The sequence below is a fragment of the Desulfohalovibrio reitneri genome (assembly GCF_000711295.1).
Lineage (GTDB): Bacteria > Desulfobacterota > Desulfovibrionia > Desulfovibrionales > Desulfovibrionaceae > Desulfohalovibrio > Desulfohalovibrio reitneri.
Map to the genome: position 1 here is coordinate 1,591,381 of NZ_JOMJ01000003.1, position 16,523 is coordinate 1,607,903.

A 16,523-nucleotide genomic window follows, 5' to 3' on the forward strand; every position below is an offset into this window, starting at 1 on the left:
TGCGGGATGGCCCCAAGTCGGGTATGGTCGCCGTCCCCAATGGAATCGAAACGAGGTCGATATGTCTGACGAGAAGAGCGATATGAAGATCGAGGCGCCGGAAGACTCCCTTCCGGAGGTATCTTTCGAGGAGCTGCCCGAAGGGCTGCGCCAAGCCTGCGAGCGCGCGGGCTGGACCAAGCTGATGCCGGTGCAGGCCCACTCCCTGCCCTACCTGCTCCAGGGCCGCGACCTGATGGTGCAGTCGCGCACCGGCTCCGGCAAGACGGGGGCCTTTGTGCTGCCCATGCTGGAGAAGGTGGACCCGGCCAAGGACGCCTGCCAGGCCCTGGTCATGCTGCCCACCCGCGAGCTGGCCCGCCAGGTGGCCCGCGAGGCGGAAATGCTGTCCGGACCGGACGGTCCGCGCGTGGCCGCGGTCTACGGCGGCGTGGGCTACGGCGAGCAGACCGAGGCCCTGCGTGGCGGCGCGCAGATCGTGGTGGGCACCCCCGGCCGGGTGCTGGACCACCTGCTGCACCGCAACTTCACCCTGGACGAAATCCGCATGCTGGTCTTCGACGAGGCCGACCGCATGCTCTCCATCGGCTTCTACCCGGACATGAAGGCGGTGCAGCGCTACCTGCCCAAAATGCGCATCAACGCCCTCATGTTCTCGGCCACCTACCCGCCGCAGGTCATCCGCCTGGCCAACGAGTTCATGACCGACCAGGAGATGCTCTCCCTCTCCTCGTCCAGCGTACACGTGGCCGAGGTGAACCACGTCTACTACAACGCGCCGCGCATGGAGAAGGACCGCATCCTGGTGCGCATCATCGAGACGGAGAACCCCGCCTCGGCCTTCATCTTCTGCAACACCAAGGCGCAGGTGCACTATCTCACCGCCGTGCTGCAGAACTTCGGCTACAACGCGGACGAGCTCTCCGCCGACCTGACCCAGGCCAAGCGGGAAAAGATTCTGGAGCGCGTACGCAAACGGCAGGTGCGCTTCCTGGTGGCCACCGACGTGGCCGCCCGGGGCATCGACGTGCCGGAACTGTCCCACGTGGTGCTCTACGAACCGCCCGAGGACCAGGAGTCCTACATCCACCGCGCCGGGCGCACCGGCCGGGCCGGGGCCGCGGGCGAGGTCATCTCCCTGACCGACACCATGGAGGAGGTCAACCTCCAGCGCATCGCCCGCAACTACAAGATCAACCTGGAAAAGCGCGAGGCCCCCACGGAAGAAGACGTGCAGAAGGTGGTGGCCGAGCGCACCACCGCCCTGCTGGAGGCCGAACTGCGCAAGACCAAAGCCCTGCAGCAGGAGCGCATCCAGCGCTTCCTGCCCCTGGCCAGGGAACTGGCCGGGGAGGACGACTCCCTGGCCCTGCTGGCCTTTTTGCTGGACGACTTCCACCACAAGAACCTGCACACCCCGCCCCCCGCGCCGGAAGCGGACAAGCCCGAGGGCAAGCCCAAGGAAGGCGGCAAGCCCTCCGGCGGCGGCCCCAAGGATGGCCGGAACCAGGGTGGCAAAAGCGAGGGCGGCGGCCAGGACGGCGGGCCCAAAAAGAAGCGCAAGCGCCGCCCGCGCAAAAAGAACACCCAGGGCGGCCAGGGCGGGGGCGAATAAGCCCCGCCGCCCGGCGGCAACCTCTGGCATCAGTTTCTATACGCGCGGGCCGTCTCGGCCAGGGCGGCCAGGCGGGTATCCACGCGGTGCATGAGCGAACGGGTGCTCCGGCCTGTGAGGCGGGTCATGGCCTCCTCGATGGTGCGCACAGGATGGATGTGGAAGGTCTTGTCGCGCACGGCCTGGACCACCTCGGGTTTGAGCATGAGGTCGTCCACGTTGTCGCTCGGAATGAGCACCCCCTGGGAGCCGGTGAGCCCCCGCCGACGGCACACGCTGAAGAAGCCCTCGATCTTGTTCGTGACCGAGCCCACGGCCATGATGGCCCCGGACTGGTTGACCGCGCCGGTGAAGGCCAGGGAGAGGTCCACGGGCACCTGGCTGAGGGCGGACAGCAGGGCGGCCAGTTCCGCGCCGGAGGCGGAGTCGCCCTCCACGTTGGCGTAGGACTGCTCGAAGTACAGCGACCCCGCCAGGACGATGGGCTTGTCCGTGGCGAAGCGGCCCAGCAAGTAGCTCTTGAGGATGAGCATGGCCTTGGTGTGGATTGGCCCGCCCAGCTCGGCCTCGCGCTCCAGGTCAATGATGCCGCCCTCGCCCACGCCCACGGTGCAGGCTATCTGGTGGGGCAGGCCGAAAACGTAGTCGCCGAAGCCGGTGACGGTAAGCCCGTTAACCCGGCCCACAGCCGACCCCGTGGTGGGGACCTTGATGATCTCCTTGTCGTAGTCCTCCAGAAACTCCTCTTCGATGAGGTTGTCGCGGAAGTCGCGCAATTCCTGGGCGCGGGCGATGATCCGCGCGGGCACCGTGTCCAGCCCCTCGGCCCGGGCCAGGGCGTCGGCCTCCACCAGCAGGTCGCGCACGGCCGGATACTCCAGGGAAAGCCGCTTCTGGTGCCCGGCCAGCCGGGAGGAGAAGTCGGCCAGGGCGGCCAGGGCCTCGCGCGGGAAGGACAAAAGCTCCAGGTCGCGGGCTATCTGGCAGGTCTCCCGCAGGAAGTCCTTGATGGAGCGGGCCGAGCGCGCCACGTCCGACTGCATGTGCGCCCGCGCCTTGAACAGGCGGCGGAAGCGCTGCTCGCCGTGCAGCAGCAGCTCCAGGGCTTCCTCGCCGCAGATGAGGACCACCTTGAGGTCCAGGTCGACAGGCCTGGGGCGCACGGTGCGGGTGCGCGGGCGTCGTGGTCGGTGGGGTCCTCCACCCCGGCCTTCTGCCAGCGCAGGGCGCGCAGCAGTCCGTCCCAGGCGGCGGGCGAGGCCAGCACGTCCTCGGCGTCGAGGATGAGGAAGCCGTGGTTGGCCCGGTGCAGGCTGCCCGCCTTGACCAGGGAGAAGTCCGTTGACAACGCGCCCATCTCCGCCTCGCGCTCTATGCAGCCCAGCAGATTGAAGAAGGTGGGGTGCTCCTCCTCGATGATGGGCGCGCCCGAGGTCTCGGCGTTGTCCACGAAGAGGTTGGCCTCCAAGCGGGAGGTCACGGACTCGGCCGATTCCCGGTCGGACTCCTCGCCGCTTGGCAGGAGGTCGTCCAGGCTGTCCAGCACGTGGGCGCGGGCGGCCTCCAGGTGGGACAGGACGTCGGAGAAATCGGCGTAGGCCTCGCGCAAGGGGGCCAGCAGCCGATCCAAGGCCTCTGCCGCCTCCTCCCGCTCCATGTCCCGCAAGGCCTCGCGCAGGTCCCGCTCCTCCGCCTGCAGCAGGCGGAGCCGGCGGGCCAGATCGGAAAGCAGTCTCGTGCGCCGGGTGTGCTGCTCCTCTCCGGTCGGGCGGTCCCCCTCGTCGCCACGGGGGGTGATGGAGAGCCCCTGCTCGGAGTCAAGAGAGAGGGTGAAGCCGGCCTCCCGGGCTCGGCGTTCCATGTCCGCGTAAACCCCGCCCCGCTTCTCCTCGAACCCGGCGCGCAGGGATTCGCGGCGGGCGTGCACCGCCTCCTGATCCAGATGGGAGGGGAGGTCCCGGCCCACGGCCTGCGCCAGGGAAGCCATGTCGTTGCGGAAGGCCCGGCCCATCCCCGCTGGCAGATAGAGAAGCCGAGGCCGGTCCGGGTCGTCGAAATCGCAGACATAGAGGGCGTCGGGCGGAGTTGGCATCTCTGCGGCGCGGGACGCCAGAAGGCGGTGGGCGAAGTGGCTCCTGCCCAGGCCGGGCTGGCCAGCGAGGCAGATGTGGTAGCCCTGCCCGGCGATGGACAGGCCCAGCTCGAAGGCGTGCACGGCCCGGGGCTGCTGCCGGACGGGGTCGGTGGGCGGCGGCGCGTCCCGCGAGGACTCGAAAGGACAGCGGGCCGGGTCGAGGCGGGAGGACAGGCGGGCCGGGGAAAGTTCTTTACTGCGTGCCATGGGCCGGGAAGATAGCGCGGCGGCGTGGGGTTGTCATTCGTTTGTGGAGGCGGTACGTCACCGGCTCGTGTTCATCCCGGATGTGGCCCCGTGGCCATTTTTTACTCGGAACGCGTTGACTTGGGCAAAGGCCCCATGCTAGCACTCAACCGTCCTTGTGAGAAATTGAACGAAAGAACGGGGCTCGACGTCCCGTTCGTCCCGAGGAGCGGATTGAAGAGCGAGGGGCCAGGGCCCTGGGACCTTATCAGCAGCGCCGCCTTGATCGGCATCCACATGGTCACCTGCACGTTCGTGGGGCTGGCCATCGGATACTTTCTCGAGGATTGGCTGTGTGATTTGGGCTGGTGCTTCAGACCATGGATTCTTCTCTTCTGGCTCCTGGCGGGGATCGGCGCGGGCTTCAAGAACATCATCGAGGAAGCCCGCAGGATGAACCGCCAAACTGAAAGCGAACGGCACGGAAAGGAAGCGAAGGACGATGAAGAGGATTCCGGCACTCCGCCCCAGGGCTCTTGAAGCCGCCCTCTACCGCAGGGGATTCGAGCGTCGCGACGTGCGCGGCCTGGTGATCCTGCAGTTGGGCATCGCCCTGGCCGGGACCCTGGCCGCCACAATGGCCTGCCTCCCCCTGGGAGCCATGGCCTGGGCCGGAGCATTCGCCGCCGGAGCCGCCATCGCCTCGCTCAATTTCTATCATCTGGCCGGATTCGCCCAGAAGGCGTTGCGCATGGAGAGGGGCGCGGTGACGGAGCAGTTGCTCCGTTTCTATCTCCGCCTGGCCCTGACCGGCGTTGCCCTGTACCTGCTGGTGGTGCCCATGGCGGCGCCCGTGACGGGTCTTCTGGCCGGGCTGTCCAGCGTTGTCGCGACCGGTGTTGTGTTTGGCTTGAGCCGGCTGGCCTCGGAGGGGGCCGCCGCGTAACTACGATTCGGCAAGGAGGCGCATCCAATGGCTGCCGCAGGAGGACTTCCACATCCGCTGCTCATTCTGCCCGAACTGGCCCAGGCCGTCGGGCTGCACGTGCCCAATCACGTGCTTTTCACTTGGTTCACCATGGCAGTGCTCATCGTCCTGAGCCTGATGGTCTCCCGCAAGATCCAGATGGTTCCCGGCCACCTGCAGAATTTCTTCGAGATGATCATCGGTGGTCTCGAGGACTTCACCGTGGGCAACATCGGCGAGGCGGGCCGCAAGGTCTTCCCCCTGCTGGCCACCCTGTTCCTCTTCATCTGGTTCATGAACATGCAGGGCCTCGTTCCCGGATTCGACGCTCCCACGGCCAACGTCAACACCAACGCGGCCATGGCCATCTTCGTCTTCCTCTACTACAACTACTGGGGTATCCGCACCCACGGCTTCGGGTACATCAAGCACTTCATGGGCCCGGTGGCCGCGCTGGCTCCGCTGATGTTCATCCTGGAGATCGTCTCCCACCTGGCCCGGCCCCTCTCCCTCACCCTGCGGCTGTTCGGCAACATCCGCGGCGAGGAAATCGTGCTGGTCCTGCTCTTCACCCTGGCCCCGGTCGTCTCCACCATCCCGATGTACTTCCTGTTCGGGCTGGCCAAGACCATCCAGGCCTTCATCTTCTTCATCCTGGCGATGATCTACCTCAAGGGCTCTCTGGAGCACGCCCACTAGCGGGGGAAATGGTCCTTGGACCAACAACATTCATACAAGAGGAGTTTTGACATGCGTAAGATGACCTTCATCCTGACCGCTGCTCTGGCCATGGTCGCCGTGGCCTCCGCCGCCTTCGCCGCCGACGGCGCCGCCGCGGCCGTCTCCGCCACCTCCTGGGGCGCCGCCATGGGCATGGCGCTGGCCGCCGCCGGCTGCGGCATCGGCCAGGGCCTGGGCCTGAAGGCCGCCTGCGAAGGCACCGCCCGCAACCCCGAGGCCGGCGGCAAGCTGACCGTTACCCTGATTCTGGGCCTGGCCTTCATCGAGTCCCTGGCCATTTACGCCCTGGTCGTGAACCTGATCCTCATCTTCGCCAACCCCTGGATCGGTGGCGTCGCCCTGGGTCACTAAGAACGCTTGGGGGGGACCGCGCCCGCGGTCCCCCTTTTTTTCCCATAAATATGTTACTCATTTCACATGAGTAAGACGATGCCCGGCGTAAAAAGCGAACACATCCCCCGAGCCACAATCCAGCGGCTGGCCGTCTACGTACAGGTCCTCGAGAATCTCAAGCAGGAGAACACCGAGGTCATCTCCTCGGAGCACCTGGCCCGCATCTGCGAAGTGAACCCCTCTCAGATTCGCAAGGACCTCGCCTACTTCGGCGAGTTCGGCGTACGCGGGGTGGGCTACTACGTGCAGGACCTGATGCAATCCATCAAAAAGGCCCTGGGCGTGGACCGCACCTGGAACTGCGCGCTGGTGGGCGTGGGCAACCTGGGACGGGCGCTTCTGCGCCACAAGGTTTTCAAGCAGCGCGGCTTCCATATCTCCGGCGCCTTCGACTGCGACCCCTTCAAGATCGGCGAGGTGGTCTCCGGCCTGGAGGTCATCTGCTCCCGCCGCCTGGGCGAGAAAGTCAAGGAAATGGGCATCGAAATCGGTATCATTTCCACCCCGCCCGAACGCGCCCAGCGCGCGGCCAACTACCTCATCGACGCCGAGATCAAGGGCATCATCAGCTTCGCCCCTACCCGCATCACCGTGCCTTCCCACATCACAGTGGAGTACGTGGACTTCTTCCACCACTTTTACAACGTGGCCTTCAACATCACGCTCAGTTCGCGCGAGACCTGAGCCGACTCCCGCCCCGGGCCTCACGGCCGCAAAAAAATCCTTGCCATCCACCCTGCCTAGAGTGCAGGGCTGGGACGGAGTACGGCCATGTCCGAGCGGCTGCAGCGATTCACTTTCTCCGTCTGGTGGAACCTCATCCTCCTGACGCTTGGGGCCTTCCTCTACGGGTGGGCTTTCAAGGCCATCATCGTTCCCGAGGGCTTCCTCATGGGCGGCCTCTCCGGCATCGCCCTGCTCGTCTTCTACGGCACCGACTCCCTCACCCCGGGCGCGTGGTTCTTCCTCATCAACCTGCCCGTTTTCGCCCTGGCCTGGCTCAAGGTCTCCCGGCGCTTCTTCCTCTACAGCCTCTACGGCATGAGCGCGGTCACAATCTCCATCGAACTCGTGCCCTGGACCCTGGGCGTCACCGAGCCCATGCTGGCCGCCCTGGCCGGCGGCGTTGTCACCGGCGCGGGCGCGGGCATCGCCCTGCGCTCCATGGGGTCCATGGGCGGCACCGACGTATTCGCCGTGCTCCTCAACCAGCGCTACAACCTGCGCATGGGCCAGACCAACTTCGCCTTCAACGGCCTGGTCTTCGCCCTGGGCTGGGGACTCTTCACCGTGGACATGGTGCTCTACTCCGTGGCCATGGTATTCATCACCGGCGCGGTCACGGAGTACTTTCTGGGCATGTTCAACGCCCGCCGTTTCGTGCTCATCATCTCCGACCAGGTGGACGAGATCGCCCGGCGCATCAACACCGAGATGGCTCGCGGCTCCACCTTCCTGCACGCCCAGGGCACCTACACCGGGCAGGAACGCGAGGTGCTCATGACCGTCATCGACAACACACAGGTCAAACGGCTGGAGGAGCTGGTCTACACCACCGACCCCGGCGCCTTCACCATCATGGGCTCAACCCTCAACGTCATCGGCCGGGGTTTCTCCGCCAGAAGGGCGTATTAGGCAGCCTCAGCGCCGCTGGCTTGCCAATATTCCGCGACCGGTTCACACTGAAGAAATGGCCATCATCGCCCTGCTCTCCGACTTCGGCCTGAACGACGCCTACGTGGGCCAGATGAAGGCGGCCTGCCTGTCCCACGCGCCCAACGCGCGGCTGGTGGACATCAGCCACCAGGTGAACCCCTTCAATATCATCCAGGGGGCTTTCTTCCTGGCCGCCACACACCACCACCTGCCCGCCGGGGCCGTGGTCCTGGCCGTGGTCGACCCGGGCGTCGGCACAGCCAGACGGGCGGTCATCGCGCGCATCGACGACCGCTTCTACGTGGCCCCGGACAACGGCCTGCTTTCCCTCGCCCTGCAATCCTCGGAACGGATCGAGGCCTGGGAACTGCCCGCGCCGGAACACAACGGGGCGTCCACCTTCCACGGCCGCGACGTCTTTGCTCCGGCGGCAGCCAAGCTGGCCAGCGGCGCCGACCCCTCGGCACTGGGCAAGCCCATACGCCAGCAGGGGCTCCACCGCTTCGAGCGCTCCCTGCCCCGCATCACCCGGGACGGGCTGGTGGCCCATGTCATGCATATAGATCGCTTTGGCAACTGCATCCTGAATATGCCAACCAGGGACTGGCTGCCCACCCTGCGTGACTGGACAGGCATAAGTCTTGTGGCTCCGGCGCGCCTGCCCCTCACCCTGGCCCGCACATACGGGGAACTGCCCGGAAGCGGCCTGGGGCTGCTGCCCGGGTCCCAGGACTTTCTGGAACTTGCCCTCAACCGCAGCTCGGCCAAAAAATTCCTGGACCTGCGCATCGGGTCCCTGGTCCGGCTGGCGGGAGGCCCCGCGTGAGGCCCCCCAACCCGGTGGCCGACCTGCTGCTGGCCCTCTCCTTCCTGACCCGCCTGGCTCCAGCCAGACAAACTGAAGCGGCCGATCTGGCCCGGACCATCCGGCTCTTCCCTGTGGCCGGACTTGTTCTGGGCGCGGCCGCCACGATGCCCTTCGCCCTCGGCCTGCTGGCCGACCACACCTTGCTGGCTGGATGGGCACTGCTGGCCCTCTCTCTGGTGCTCACCCGCGGCCTGCACGCCGACGGACTGGCCGACATCGCCGACGCCTGGGGCAGCGGCGCGCGAGGCGAGGCTTTCTGGCGCGTGCTCAAGGACTCACGCTGCGGCGCCTTCGCCGTCATCGGCCTCATCCTGGTCCTCGGCGCGCAGGGCCTCGCCCTCGGCCGCCTGCTCGACGCGGGCGACCCCGGCGCGATCCTCATGGGCTTCATCGCCGGCCGCTTCGCCATGGTCGCCCTGGCTCACACAGCCCGCCCCCTGGCCCGGCCCGGTCTGGGCGGAACCTTCCTCGCCGGGGCCGACCGTCCAGCCCTCATCTGGGCCGCAATCCAATACATCGCCCTTGGCCTCATCCTGCTGCCCCCCGCCAGTCTCGCCCTGGCCACTGCCCTATCCGCCGTCCCCGTGCTGGCCCTCTCCCTTCTGGGCAAACGCGAGCACGGCCTCAACGGCGACTTCCTTGGCGCCTGCTGCCTAGCCTGCGAACTGGCCACTTGGTTGGCCGCGCTGTAGCCAATCCCTTTTTCCTTCCATCTTGTCCACCTTGCCCTGCGGGCTGAATGTGGTACTCTGAAAGATACGGCGAAGTCCGTTGAACTTAGATGATAAGGAGACGACACATGACCGAGATCGCGTCCTACTCCAAGCTTGAAAACGCCTTGCGCCCCAAAATGCGGGAACGAATGGACCAGGCCGAGTCCACCGAGGACGTGAAGAAGTTCTTCACCTACACCATGCGGGAACTTTTCAATCAAATCCTCGAGGGCGGGGAAGTGGAGTACGACGACATAAGCTTGGCCCCGGACAGCGAGCCCGGCTTCGAGTTGTCCGACGGGCTGAAACAGCGGGATGACTTCAAGGAGGCCTGGAAGGACTCGGACCTCCCGGACATCGTGGGGCGTTTCGCGGAAACAGCGGTCAAGCGCTTCGTCCATTTGGACAAGAACCCGAGCAAAACCGAGAAACGCAAGTTTCATCCGGGTAAGGAGCGCGGCCGCGCCTGACCCGGTCTACGGCGCGGTCCGGCCTCTCCCGGGCCGCGCCCTTTCACCTCTCATGATCCGCCGACTCGACACCACCCAGGACTTGGGTTGCGGCCTGGGCGAGGCCTGGAACTTCTTCGCCGACCCGCGCAATCTGTGCCGCATCACCCCGGACTGGCTCTGCTTCACCCTGCTGGGGGACCCCGCTGTCATGCACGCCGGGCAGATGATCGAGTACCGGGTGGCGCCGTTCCCCGGACTCAAGCTGCCCTGGCTTACGGAAATCACCCACGTCGCCCCGCCGCGCTACTTCGTGGACGAGCAGCGGCTGGGGCCCTACCGGCTGTGGCACCACGAGCATTTTCTCGAGGAGATTCCGGGCGGCGTGCGCATGCGCGACCTTGTCACCTACGCCCTTCCTCTGCCGCCCCTTGGCGAATTGGCCGCGCCGCTGGTCAGGCGCCAGCTTGCCCGCATCTTCGGCCACCGCCGCGAAACCCTGCACGACCTGTTTGGAGGCCCCCATGCGGTTTGACCACATCGCACTCAACGCGGCCGACCCCGAAGCCCTGCTCCGTTTCTACCGCGACGTCATCGGCCTGGAAGAGGAAAGCGCCGAGGAGTGGCGGCGCGGCGAAGTTCCCTTCCCCTCCCTGCGCGTCAGCCCGGACACCCTCATCAACATCTTCCCGCCTCGACTGTGGCGCAAGAACCGCGAAAACGAGCCGGATCATGCCCCGGAACCCGAGCACGGCCCGGGTTTCAACCACTTCTGCCTGGCCCTGGACCGCCAAGCCTGGACTGATCTGCTCGCACGGCTGGACAAGGTGAGCGTGGGGCTTGAAGAAGGGCCTGTCCAGCGCTGGGGAGCGCGCGGCATGGCCGAGGCCGTCTACTTCCGCGACCCCGAGAACAACAAGATTGAGGCCCGTACCTACGAACCCGCCCAGCCCGCGACTTGACCACCCCGGAACCCTGGGGCACTTTCTAGGGAAGGAGGATGCCATGTCCCTACTCACAGCAGGCGCCGGCGTGACCTTCGCCGGACCGCCGGGTTCCACCACACCGGGACCAGCCGGAAGCACCACCCCCGCACCGGCCGGACACGTGGTCCCCACACCCGGAGGCTCCTTCACCCCAGCCCCCGCCACCCAAGGCTACATCCCGGAAAACGCCACCGGCTACATCATCACCAAACCCGTGTAGACGGAGGCGGGAGAGAAGGAAGATTTCGCCCTGGCGGGCGACCAGGGCCTACTCGGCCCTGGACCCGAGGCAAACTAACTTTGCATGTGTGTTCGCGGATTGGGACGCGTCGGGATGTTGTGCGGGAGCACTCCGGCGGACATGCGATTGTGGGGACTCGCATACCCGGTGCCATAGCCCTGGCCGATTGGCTTCACATGGGTTGAACGCGAAACCGAACTGTTGTTCCTCCCCAATGCCCTGATCTTCCTCCCCCGCCAGCCGCCATCCATTCCCCTCCACCAAACGCCATGAAAATGGCGCGGTGAGAACTGGGTTCTCACCGCGCCTGCCTGCACTCTCGCGCCGTTTCCCCTCGAAAGGTGGCGGCCCGGCCGGTGACGCGCTCCCGGCCGGGCCGCTTGGAGGTGGATGAGGCTACAGTTTCTTGTGGCAGAGCCACCAGTCGTAGCACTCGTATTCCTGGGAACGTTTCTTGGCGGTTTCCACGTCCTGGGCAGGCGGGACGATGACGCGGTCCTGGATGAGTTCGTTGTTGGGCCAGCCCGCGGGGATGGCCACGCCGTTGTTGTCGGAGGTCTGCATGCCTTCCACGGCGCGCAGGATCTCGTCGATGTTCCGGCCGAGCTCCTGGGGGTAGTAGAAGATGATGCGCACGGCGCCCTTGTCGTCCACGATGAAGACGGCGCGCACGGTGTTGGTGCCCTTGCCGGGATGGACCATGCCCAGCCGCTCGGCCACGCGGCCCATGTCGTCGGCGATGATGGGGAAGGTGATCTCCACGCCGAGTTTTTCCTCGATCCACTCGGTCCATTTGATGTGGGAGAACACCTGGTCGATGGACAGGCCGATGATCTCGCAATTGAGCTTCTTGAACTCGTCGATGCGCTTCTGGAAGGCCACGAACTCGGTGGTGCATACGGGGGTGAAGTCGGCGGGGTGGCTGAAGAGCACGAACCACTTGCCCTTGAAGTCCTGAGGCAGCTTCATGCGGCCGTGGGTGGTGACGACTTCCATCTCAGGGAAACCTTCGCCGATGGGGCAGAGATTCAAATTGGTCATGCTGTTCCTCCTTGCTTTGTGCCCGATTTCATTGGGCGGTTGCATGATTTTCGGATTCACTCTTGGCGCAGGCGCCAAAAAAAAGCGCTCCCAAGCCTACCCTGTTTGTGCCTTGCCTTGAAGGCAGGCGCGGCAAATTCCCTGGACCACCATCTGACAGGAATAGACTCGCCCCCAGTCCCCCACGGCTTGAGCCAGGATGGAAGTGTCCAGGCCGTACCCGTGCAGGTCCTCCACCTCGCCGCACACGGTGCAGACCAGATGGTGATGGTGTCCGGCGGGTTCCTTGTCGTACCGCACCGCGGTGTCGCCCGGGCCGCTGGACGGCGCGCGGTGGATCAGCCCCGACTCCTCCAGCAGTCCCAGGGTGCGGTAGACCGTGTCGCGGGAAATGGTCGGCGCGCGCTCCCTGGCCTCCCGGTACACCTCTTCGGCGGTGGGGTGGCCGCTGAAGCTCCGCAAGGCCTGGTACACCTCCAGCCGCTGCTGGGTCACCTTCAGGCCGCGCTCCCGACACACATCTTGAAAACGTCCGATGGCTTCCATGAGGATCATTCCTACTTAGGAATAATTCTTATTGCAAGGGGGGGAAGGATAATTTTTTTTTGGCAAAATTTCGAAGGGCGGGGGAGGTGGAGCGAGGGGACAACGCCGCACTGGAAGCCGGAAAGCCCGGATTACCAAGCGGACACAGGAATGGACGGGCGGCAGGCCTCCCCCAGGTGCGCCGGAAAAGGCGGGGCGCACGCGGCCCGCCTGGGGAGCGAAAGCCCGGACAGCGGGCGCGCGAAAAGTGGCGGGTTCAGTTGTAGAGCTTTTCGTGAAGCTGCTCGACGATGGTCGAGGCGCGTTCGTCGTCGCTGGTGGTGATGAGTTCCTCGAGCAGACCGGGGGGGACGGTCGCGGGGTCGTATTCGATGAGCAGGGTCCGGGAAAACGGGTTCAGCTTGGTATCCGTGACAGCCGAGGGAAGGTCCATGGCCGAACGGACCAGGTCCAGGGCGTCGGGGTCCTGGAGGATATCCTTGGAAAACTTGATCCGGATGCGGCCGGGCAGGCTGTGCTTGATGGATATGTAACGGCGCAGGGAGGCTATTGCGTCGAATTTCATGGCGTTTCCTTTGGCGGGTTGCCCGGAGTGCTGGCTGCGCCAGCCCGGACGGCGCGCCGGAAGAGAGCGGTATGGCGAAGGGAGTTCATATTCCGCAATCGCGTTGACAGCAATGGCGACTTTTCTGCAATACTGACGGGAAGCACCATTCACATGCGAGGAATTCGATGAACACGGCAGCAACCACGGGCAGGGTCCGCTTTCGCAACGAGGCACTGAAGGTGGCCGAGGTCGCTTACTCCATCCGCGACTCCCTTCTTGAAGCCAAGGGTGTCCTGCAGGTCGAGGTCAACAAGCGCATCGGCAGCCTGCTCGTGCTCTACGACCGGGGCAAGACCTCGGCCGAACAGGTTATGGGGAAGATAGCAACCACGCTGGGCATTGACGTGGAGAAGGTGAAGAACCGCGCCCGAAACGCCGGCAAGGCGCTGAAAAGCGCCAAGGGCCGCCGCTACGTGAAGCGCGGCATGATGGCCTCCCTGGGCGGGGCGCTGGCCGCCCTGACGGTGTCCGAAAACTGGCACGTCGTGGGAGGCTCGGTTTTCCTGGGATTTTTGACGCTGCATCTGTATCAAAACCAGAGAACCCTCGCCAAGTAGCCGCGACCGGAACCATACGTCATTCGAGCCGCATAGCCCGCGACTTCCCCGGCTTCTCTGGGAAACCGGAGAAGTCGCGGATTCCCTACTTTCGCGACAAGTACGGCCGCATGCTCCAGGCGCAGGTCAGCACCGTGCCGGAGTTGTGCAGAAAGGCTAGAAGAGCCGGGGTGATGAGACCCGACACGCCCAGTCCGATGAAGGCCGTGTTGCTGGCCACGATGAATCCGTAGTTGTTCCGGATTCGTTTCATGGCCAAGCGCGAAAGGGTGATGGAGTCCACCAGGCTGTCCAGCCGGTCGACGGTGAGCATGACGTCGCACGCCTCCTGGGCGATGTCCGCGCCGTGCTTCATGGAGATGCCCACGTCCGCCCGGCTCAGGGCGGCGGAGTCGTTGATGCCGTCGCCAACCATGGCCACGATGTGGCCTTCCTCCCGCAACTCGTCCACTATGCGCGTCTTGTCGTCCGGCAGAACCTGGGAGTGGTATTCCTTGATCTCCACTTCCCCGGCCACGGCCTTGGCCGAGGCCTCGCCGTCGCCGGTGAGCATGACGATGCGCCGCATGCCCATGTTCTCCAGCCGCCGGACGAAGCGGTAGGCCGACTCGCGCAAGGGGTCTTCCAGGGCGATGACCCCGGCCAACTCGCCGCCCACGCCAAGGTAGAGGGTGGAAAGGCCCTGCCTAGTGCATTCGGCCACCGCCTCCTGTGAATCGTCGATGTGGATGCCCTCGTCGTCGCTGATGAAGTGCCTGCTGCCCAGCACCAGCCGGTCGTCGCCCAGCGTGGTGGAGACGCCGTGGGCCAGGGTGTACTCCACCTCGGCGTGGCGCTCGTCATGCACCAGGCCCTCTTCGTCGGCCTTGCGGACGATGGCGTCGGCTATGGGGTGGGGGAAATGTTCCTCCATGCAGGCGGCGTTGCGCAGCACGTAGCTGCGGGAATAGCCGTTCACGGGGCAGACGCGCACGACTTCGGGCGAGGCCTTGGTCAGCGTCCCGGTCTTGTCCAGGACGATGGCGTCCGCCTTGGAAAGCTGCTCGATGTATTTGCCCCCCTTGATGACCGCTCCGAAGTGGGCGGACTCCAGCATGGCGGAACGCACCGCCAGCGGCGTGGCGATCTTGATGGCGCAGGAGTAGTCCGCCATGAGCACGGACGAGGCCTTCATCCAGTTTCTCGTGAACGCGAAGACCACCCCGAAGAGGACGAAGGACAGGGGCACGATCCTGTCCGCCAGCTGGACGGCGTGGCTGTGGACGTCGGCCTTCATGGATTCGGAATCGGAGATGACCTGGGCGATCTTGGCGAAGCGCGTCTCGTCGCCCACGCTCTCGGAATAAATGATGAGCTTGCCTTCCTCCACCACGGTCCCGGCGAACACCTCCTTGCCCGGGCCGCGCTTCACCGAGAGCGGTTCCCCGGTCATGGACGACTGGTTGACCATGGCCGTTCCGTCCGCCACCACGCCGTCAACCGGAATCCGGGCCCCGGAGCGGACCACCACCAGGTCGCCCTGCCGTAGCTCGTCCTGGGAAATCTGCACCTCACCCTCGCCGCGCTGCACCCAGGCCGGCCTTCCGTCCCCCCTGTACAGCGAAGCCAGGTCTCCCCTGGACTTTTCCCGCGTCCAGTCCTCCAGGTCCTCGCTGACCTCAAGCAGCAGATGGATGGAGCCCGCCGTGTCGAAATCGCGCATGAGCATGGCCGAGCCCACGGCCGAGGCGTCCAGCACGCTGACGTTGATCCGGCCCCGCACCAGTGAGCGCAGCCCCTCAAGAATGAGCGGAGCCACAGTGAAGGCCACGAAATAGGGCCTGATGCGCATGGGCATGAAACGCCGGCGAAGGAAGAAGAGGAAAACCTTGCGCGCGACGCTCACGAAGGGATGTTCCAGCGGGGTCTCGGCATGCCCTCCGGGGTGCAGCCCCGGCGGAGCGCAGGCCCGCTCGTCTCCCAAATCGGCGCCGCGGCAGGGCGGCAGCGTCATGGGGAGGGAGGTGTGCAGGATGTCCGCCAGGATTTCCAGCGCCCTGCTGGTCGCCCCTTCGTCCGGAGAAAAAAGCGCCAACCCTCTGCCTGAGCGGGGGTTGTAGCGTAGTTCCAGCTCGCCGAGCTCTCCGCCAAGGTCGTCGAGGAGCTGGTCGCGAACCTTCGCGAAGGCCTCCTCCGAGCCCACATCGAAACGGATGCGGCCTGGAATGCTGCGGACTATGCTCATCGTGGAGCGCGGGCTTGGGTGCAACTGCGGAAGCGGCGAGCGGAAAACCGGCGCACAAGCGGAGCCACTGTCTAGGACTCCTTGCCGCTTCCTTCGTCGGAAGCCCGGGGCTCCGCCGCCTCATCCGCCGGGCCCGCGCTTGCGGTCTGGGCCACGCCGGACTCGGCCGTTGTGGGACCGCCCTGCTCGGGTTGCGAGGCCCGCTGCTTCACTCTCTCTTCATGCCGGTATTTGGCCTCGGCCAAGTAATCCTCGACATCTTCCTTGATGGTTTCCACCGTCCCCAGAACCCTCTCGGAGAGGTCGTGGCCGGTGTGAACCAGTTCCTGCAGCAGGCTCTCGTCCTTGCCCTTCTTGGCGTAGGCCATGCCCACGGCGCCCGCCGCTGCTCCCGCGATGAAAAAGGCGATTCGTCTCATAGCCATAGGAACATCCCATGCGTTTGTGGCGAGTGACGCGATATCGAAGCACACCGATCAGCTAAGGAGCACAAACGTTCCGCGGATCCTCGCCGTTGAAAGGTGACCATCAAAGTAGAAATAAAACATATCGACCGGGGAGTGTCCACGGCCGGTGGAAACTTATCAGGCTTGAGCAGG

20 protein-coding genes and 1 pseudogene are annotated in these 16,523 nt (G+C 65.4%); 14 read left to right on the top strand and 7 right to left on the bottom strand.

Annotated features, from left to right (window positions below):
* Positions 1-61: 61 nt before the first annotated feature.
* Positions 62-1,615: a DEAD/DEAH box helicase gene (locus N911_RS0108110; RefSeq protein ID WP_081859111.1), complete on the top strand. Its 1,554-nt coding sequence runs from the start codon at positions 62-64 to the stop codon at positions 1,613-1,615.
* 29 nt (positions 1,616-1,644) lie between these two features.
* Here N911_RS0108110 and N911_RS19000 read toward each other — a convergent pair whose 3' ends face one another.
* A complete protein-coding gene (locus N911_RS19000; protein WP_272913351.1) occupies positions 1,645-2,745 on the bottom strand; it encodes a Lon-insertion domain-containing protein in 1,101 nt (366 codons plus the stop codon).
* Between the two features lie 116 nt (positions 2,746-2,861).
* Positions 2,862-3,956, bottom strand: a pseudogene (locus N911_RS16775) (AAA family ATPase); the annotation flags it as partial.
* 90 nt (positions 3,957-4,046) lie between these two features.
* Here N911_RS16775 and N911_RS0108120 point away from each other — a divergent pair.
* From N911_RS0108120 to N911_RS0108175, 12 genes are all read left to right on the top strand, one after another.
* Positions 4,047-4,475 (top strand): AtpZ/AtpI family protein, encoded by a 429-nt coding sequence (locus N911_RS0108120; RefSeq protein WP_237559918.1) that lies wholly within the window; start codon positions 4,047-4,049, stop codon positions 4,473-4,475.
* The gene (locus N911_RS0108125; RefSeq protein ID WP_029896061.1) at positions 4,438-4,881 is read left to right on the top strand and encodes an ATP synthase subunit I; all 444 of its coding nucleotides are present in this window, start codon (positions 4,438-4,440) and stop codon (positions 4,879-4,881) included. Before N911_RS0108120 ends, N911_RS0108125 begins: the two co-directional genes overlap by 38 nt.
* A 27-nt stretch (positions 4,882-4,908) precedes the next feature.
* Entirely contained in the window at positions 4,909-5,601 is a 693-nt protein-coding gene (atpB, locus tag N911_RS0108130; RefSeq protein WP_029896063.1) for a F0F1 ATP synthase subunit A, read from the top strand.
* Between the two features lie 51 nt (positions 5,602-5,652).
* Entirely contained in the window at positions 5,653-5,994 is a 342-nt protein-coding gene (gene atpE, locus N911_RS0108135) for an ATP synthase F0 subunit C (protein WP_029896065.1), read from the top strand.
* A 78-nt stretch (positions 5,995-6,072) separates the two neighbouring features.
* Entirely contained in the window at positions 6,073-6,720 is a 648-nt protein-coding gene (locus N911_RS0108140; RefSeq protein WP_029896068.1) for a redox-sensing transcriptional repressor Rex, read from the top strand.
* Between the two features lie 87 nt (positions 6,721-6,807).
* A complete protein-coding gene (locus N911_RS0108145) occupies positions 6,808-7,671 on the top strand; it encodes a YitT family protein (RefSeq protein ID WP_029896070.1) in 864 nt (287 codons plus the stop codon).
* Positions 7,672-7,726: 55 nt separating this feature from the next.
* A complete protein-coding gene (locus N911_RS0108150; RefSeq protein WP_029896072.1) occupies positions 7,727-8,518 on the top strand; it encodes an SAM hydrolase/SAM-dependent halogenase family protein in 792 nt (263 codons plus the stop codon).
* Positions 8,515-9,252, top strand: a complete 738-nt coding sequence (locus N911_RS0108155; protein ID WP_138774360.1) for an adenosylcobinamide-GDP ribazoletransferase — start codon at positions 8,515-8,517, stop codon at positions 9,250-9,252. Before N911_RS0108150 ends, N911_RS0108155 begins: the two co-directional genes overlap by 4 nt.
* Before the next feature lie 107 nt (positions 9,253-9,359).
* Positions 9,360-9,743 carry a hypothetical protein gene (locus N911_RS0108160; protein WP_029896076.1) on the top strand — a complete coding sequence of 128 codons (384 nt, stop codon included), beginning with the start codon at positions 9,360-9,362 and terminating at the stop codon, positions 9,741-9,743.
* A gap of 52 nt (positions 9,744-9,795) precedes the next feature.
* Positions 9,796-10,257: an SRPBCC family protein gene (locus N911_RS0108165; protein WP_029896078.1), complete on the top strand. Its 462-nt coding sequence runs from the start codon at positions 9,796-9,798 to the stop codon at positions 10,255-10,257.
* A complete protein-coding gene (locus tag N911_RS0108170; protein ID WP_029896080.1) occupies positions 10,247-10,684 on the top strand; it encodes a VOC family protein in 438 nt (145 codons plus the stop codon). Before N911_RS0108165 ends, N911_RS0108170 begins: the two co-directional genes overlap by 11 nt.
* A gap of 43 nt (positions 10,685-10,727) precedes the next feature.
* Positions 10,728-10,928, top strand: a complete 201-nt coding sequence (locus N911_RS0108175) for a hypothetical protein (protein ID WP_029896081.1) — start codon at positions 10,728-10,730, stop codon at positions 10,926-10,928.
* A 417-nt stretch (positions 10,929-11,345) separates the two neighbouring features.
* On the opposite strand, the gene N911_RS0108180 is transcribed toward N911_RS0108175, so the two are convergent.
* The 3 genes from N911_RS0108180 to N911_RS0108190 all read right to left on the bottom strand — a co-directional run bounded on the left by N911_RS0108180 (position 11,346) and on the right by N911_RS0108190 (position 13,101).
* Positions 11,346-11,990, bottom strand: coding sequence for a peroxiredoxin (locus N911_RS0108180; protein ID WP_029896084.1), 645 nt, complete (start codon positions 11,988-11,990; stop codon positions 11,346-11,348).
* A 96-nt stretch (positions 11,991-12,086) separates the two neighbouring features.
* The gene (locus tag N911_RS0108185; protein ID WP_029896086.1) at positions 12,087-12,536 is read right to left on the bottom strand and encodes a Fur family transcriptional regulator; all 450 of its coding nucleotides are present in this window, start codon (positions 12,534-12,536) and stop codon (positions 12,087-12,089) included.
* Between the two features lie 256 nt (positions 12,537-12,792).
* Complete coding sequence (locus N911_RS0108190; RefSeq protein WP_029896088.1) at positions 12,793-13,101, bottom strand: HMA2 domain-containing protein; 309 nt, start codon at positions 13,099-13,101, stop codon at positions 12,793-12,795.
* A 167-nt stretch (positions 13,102-13,268) separates the two neighbouring features.
* Between N911_RS0108190 and N911_RS0108195 the strand changes: the two genes are divergently transcribed.
* The gene (locus tag N911_RS0108195) at positions 13,269-13,700 is read left to right on the top strand and encodes an HMA2 domain-containing protein (protein ID WP_029896090.1); all 432 of its coding nucleotides are present in this window, start codon (positions 13,269-13,271) and stop codon (positions 13,698-13,700) included.
* Between the two features lie 85 nt (positions 13,701-13,785).
* Here N911_RS0108195 and N911_RS0108200 read toward each other — a convergent pair whose 3' ends face one another.
* Together N911_RS0108200 and N911_RS17495 are read right to left on the bottom strand one after the other, a co-directional pair.
* Positions 13,786-15,924 carry a heavy metal translocating P-type ATPase gene (locus tag N911_RS0108200; protein ID WP_029896092.1) on the bottom strand — a complete coding sequence of 713 codons (2,139 nt, stop codon included), beginning with the start codon at positions 15,922-15,924 and terminating at the stop codon, positions 13,786-13,788.
* A gap of 71 nt (positions 15,925-15,995) precedes the next feature.
* The gene (locus N911_RS17495; RefSeq protein WP_138774361.1) at positions 15,996-16,349 is read right to left on the bottom strand and encodes a hypothetical protein; all 354 of its coding nucleotides are present in this window, start codon (positions 16,347-16,349) and stop codon (positions 15,996-15,998) included.
* Between the last annotated feature and the right edge of the window lie 174 nt (positions 16,350-16,523).

Coding starts and splice junctions, on each gene's coding strand:
- atpE (WP_029896065.1), top strand. CDS start 5,653: ATGCGTAAGATGACCTTCATCCTGACCGCTGCTCTGGCCATGGTCGCC.
- N911_RS0108125 (WP_029896061.1), top strand. CDS start 4,438: ATGAAGAGGATTCCGGCACTCCGCCCCAGGGCTCTTGAAGCCGCCCTC.
- N911_RS0108110 (WP_081859111.1), top strand. CDS start 62: ATGTCTGACGAGAAGAGCGATATGAAGATCGAGGCGCCGGAAGACTCC.
- N911_RS0108175 (WP_029896081.1), top strand. CDS start 10,728: ATGTCCCTACTCACAGCAGGCGCCGGCGTGACCTTCGCCGGACCGCCG.
- N911_RS0108180 (WP_029896084.1), bottom strand. CDS start 11,990: ATGACCAATTTGAATCTCTGCCCCATCGGCGAAGGTTTCCCTGAGATG.
- N911_RS0108200 (WP_029896092.1), bottom strand. CDS start 15,924: ATGAGCATAGTCCGCAGCATTCCAGGCCGCATCCGTTTCGATGTGGGC.
- N911_RS0108170 (WP_029896080.1), top strand. CDS start 10,247: ATGCGGTTTGACCACATCGCACTCAACGCGGCCGACCCCGAAGCCCTG.
- N911_RS0108165 (WP_029896078.1), top strand. CDS start 9,796: ATGATCCGCCGACTCGACACCACCCAGGACTTGGGTTGCGGCCTGGGC.
- N911_RS0108140 (WP_029896068.1), top strand. CDS start 6,073: ATGCCCGGCGTAAAAAGCGAACACATCCCCCGAGCCACAATCCAGCGG.
- N911_RS17495 (WP_138774361.1), bottom strand. CDS start 16,349: ATGGCTATGAGACGAATCGCCTTTTTCATCGCGGGAGCAGCGGCGGGC.
- atpB (WP_029896063.1), top strand. CDS start 4,909: ATGGCTGCCGCAGGAGGACTTCCACATCCGCTGCTCATTCTGCCCGAA.
- N911_RS0108160 (WP_029896076.1), top strand. CDS start 9,360: ATGACCGAGATCGCGTCCTACTCCAAGCTTGAAAACGCCTTGCGCCCC.
- N911_RS0108195 (WP_029896090.1), top strand. CDS start 13,269: ATGAACACGGCAGCAACCACGGGCAGGGTCCGCTTTCGCAACGAGGCA.
- N911_RS0108185 (WP_029896086.1), bottom strand. CDS start 12,536: ATGGAAGCCATCGGACGTTTTCAAGATGTGTGTCGGGAGCGCGGCCTG.
- N911_RS0108190 (WP_029896088.1), bottom strand. CDS start 13,101: ATGAAATTCGACGCAATAGCCTCCCTGCGCCGTTACATATCCATCAAG.
- N911_RS0108150 (WP_029896072.1), top strand. CDS start 7,727: ATGGCCATCATCGCCCTGCTCTCCGACTTCGGCCTGAACGACGCCTAC.
- N911_RS0108145 (WP_029896070.1), top strand. CDS start 6,808: ATGTCCGAGCGGCTGCAGCGATTCACTTTCTCCGTCTGGTGGAACCTC.